Genomic DNA, 3,108 nt, shown 5'->3' with positions numbered 1-3,108 from the left:
AATTCCGCAAGCAGCTTGTTATCAAGGTTTAGAGTTAAACCCGCTGCTAGTTGATCCATCATATCGATCAATGCTTCGTGACCACGTTTGATATCATTAACAAAAACCGGGCTAGGTCTATCATTTTCGATATCAATACTGCCGTAGCAGCTTTCCAGGCATTCACAGAGTTCTGCAATGTTTTCNAGCCCGGCAACCTTGGCGCCTCGGTGGAGTGTTTTTACTTCGCCGTAAAGTTTAGTTAGCTCGTTAACGGATACAGGGCTGTGTTCCCATTGGTTAAGAATACTTTCAGCATCCAGCAATATATCCAGACCTTCGGTGAGGAAGATATTGATAATCTGCGGATCTTGTGAGGCTTCTTCAAGCGACTGGAGTTCATCACTTTGTGCGCTAAATACTTTGGACTGGAGTGATTTAAGGCCAGAGAGAAACTCATCCGTACCTGAAAGTTGCCCATCGGGATTGTTATCAAGTTGTGAGATGCCTTGTTGAATAAAATGCATAGCATCCGATAACATCGAGGCTATATCTTGATCAGCCTGAATGTTATTAGCACGTGCTTCCTTGATAAATTGTTCAACGGGTACTGCGATCTCCGCAATCGGTCTTATATTAGCTGTGTTTGCACTGCCTTTGAGTGTATGAAGCGCTCTAGATAAATCATCATCAATATCGATACTGTCATTCGCTGCACGATCAACAAATTCTAGGACAGTTGCGACATGAGAAGTGGCCTCGTTTCTGAATATATCGAGTAGCGTATCGTCGATTCCAACTGTACCTTGTTCTGCGCTCGGAGCCTCTGTCGCACCACTTGCTGCGGATGTTTCTTGCGAGGATCGTTGTAAGCTACCTAGAGGCTTAACAAAATCACCGGCAACCAAGGCTGCAGCGTGATTCTCAACGCGCTTTAGATCAAAGTCTGGGCGTTGTCTTTTTTCAAAGCACTCAATTAGTTTGGGAATATTATCGACGACTAATTGGATAAGCTCGGCAATGCTTTCATTCATCATTACCGAACCATCAATAATGCGGTTCAGAAGATTTTCGATTGCCCAAGCGGCTTCGCCAATGATGTTGGCGTTAACCATTCGTCCGCTGCCTTTCAGGGTATGGAAGGCTCGACGAAGCTCGGTTAGTGAATCCTGGTCGTCATGAGCAGCCAGATAGGTTGGCAAGTGAGTATCGATTGCTTCTAGTACTTCGCCGGCCTCTTCGATAAAAATCTCGAGGATTTCATCATCGATTAGATCGTCTTCATCATCGTCCCAGGAATCCTGGATGTCCTCTTCTTGCTCTGCTTCAGCAGCAGCTTCATTGTTTGTTTCCGGGCTTGACTCAGTTTCTGGTTCAAGGCTGTCAGAAGGTAGTGCTGGTTCTGACGCTGACTGAGTCTCTGTAGCTTCGGACCCAGTTTGCTCTTCTGCTGAAGACTTCGATGTTGCAGGGGACATTGTTTTATGGACAACACGAGTTTCGTTGCCCGACAACATATCAGCGCGGCTTATTAGATGCTCGTACTGTGTTGATTCACGCTGCTGGGAAAAATCTTCGGTTAGTTCAGGAAGCTTTTCAATAACTGAATCGAGGAGGTCGAAGACTTCCATTTCTAGGCTCATTGCAGCATCGAGATGTTTATTTAGTAAGTTCTCTATCGGCCATGCAATTTCAGCAATGACTTTTGCGCCAACCAGGCGGCCACTGCCTTTGAGCGTATGGAAGGCTCTGCGGAGGTTTTGCAGGGCGGCTTGATCTTCAGGTGTTGCTCGAAGCTGTGCCATAGCCACCTGGATCTCGTCCATGACTTCGGCAACTTCTTCCATAAATATTTCTAGAATATCTTCGTCAATGAGTCCTTCATCACTTTCTTTCTCAATCGAATCGGGTGATTCCGAAGCCACATCAGAGATATGGTGTTGAGATAGGACAGGGCTAGACTCTTCTGTGGTTTCGTGAGTCGGAAAGCCAAGTTTAGAGACGCTCTCTTCGGCAACCTTAAGTATACCGTCATTGTCTTGAGCCCCTTCTGAGAGGCGCTCCATATAATACTCAATACTGGTAATCGCATCGGCGAGACGATCCAGTTGTTGCCAGTCAGGAATATGCTTATCGCTTAATAAGGAGTCACGAATATAGGTGCTGCAAGACTCAAGAAGCTTTGCCGCCTGTGTAAGCGGGATGATTTGTAAGCCACCGCGAATACTGTCTAAGAGGTCTGGGACATCCTCTATCTCGGCGTGATCCCACTGAGATGCTATAAAGTTGACGATGCTGTTTTTTGCTTGTTCCAAGCCATTTCGTGATTCATAGATAACGGCATTATGCGCACTTTCGAAGTGTTCAGCGGGTACAACAAATTCGTTTTGCTCTTCTTCACTCTGTTCTCTCGCATCGCTGAGTGAGCTCAGATTAGCTTCGACATATAGCAGGGCACCTGCCATATCCATTAATACTTGGTCGCTAGCTGGTTCACTGCTTTCAGCGATTTCTTCTATGCGGCTAATTTGCTCTAGCACCAGCTTGCGGGCTACACCTAAGCCCAGAACAGCCATGGTATTAGCAATTTGAGTTAATTGAGGTACTAGCTCAAGCAGCTGAGTATTGTCTTTATCGTCATCGCGAACGTATAGATCTAGCTGTTCTTTGACGTGGCTGAGTTCTTCACTTAAGACCTCAACAACTGAGCTCATTGTTTCAGCGCCTGGACGATGCAGTTTCTCACGCTCGGCATCAACTTCTTGTTCGCTTGGTAAGGCTTGAGCCAAGCTAAAGGACGCTTTTAGTTCTTGGATGCGCTGACTGTCAATTGCACTTTTTGCAACGTAATACAGTAAATTCTTTAGTAAGTCCGTCGGTAAAGGCTTCGCTAGAATGGTCTGCGGTTCATCGATCATCAGTTTTATTTGGTGATCGAGCTCACGCAAGAGTTGCTTTGTTGCAGAGCTGATACCTTCTTCATCGCCTCGAATAGCATCGAGGAAACCAACGGCTACCCACCAGATTTTTCCAATGGGTGTTCCCTGGCAAAATTTCTCGAGACGAGATACGACTTTATAAAGGTAGGAAAAGTTTTCAGCAAGATCCTGATTTCTAATGACGCCAGCA

1 protein-coding gene is annotated in these 3,108 nt (G+C 45.9%); it reads right to left on the bottom strand.

Features of this window, described 5'->3' with window-relative positions:
* Nucleotides 1-3,108: Hpt domain-containing protein (locus A3766_RS22410; RefSeq protein ID WP_197479685.1), on the bottom strand; the 3,108-nt coding region annotated here is incomplete at both ends.

It is taken from the genome of Oleiphilus sp. HI0132, from assembly GCF_001635845.1.
Note: the sequence above shows the minus strand (reverse complement) of the source record. Positions and strands in the feature narration are given on the sequence as shown.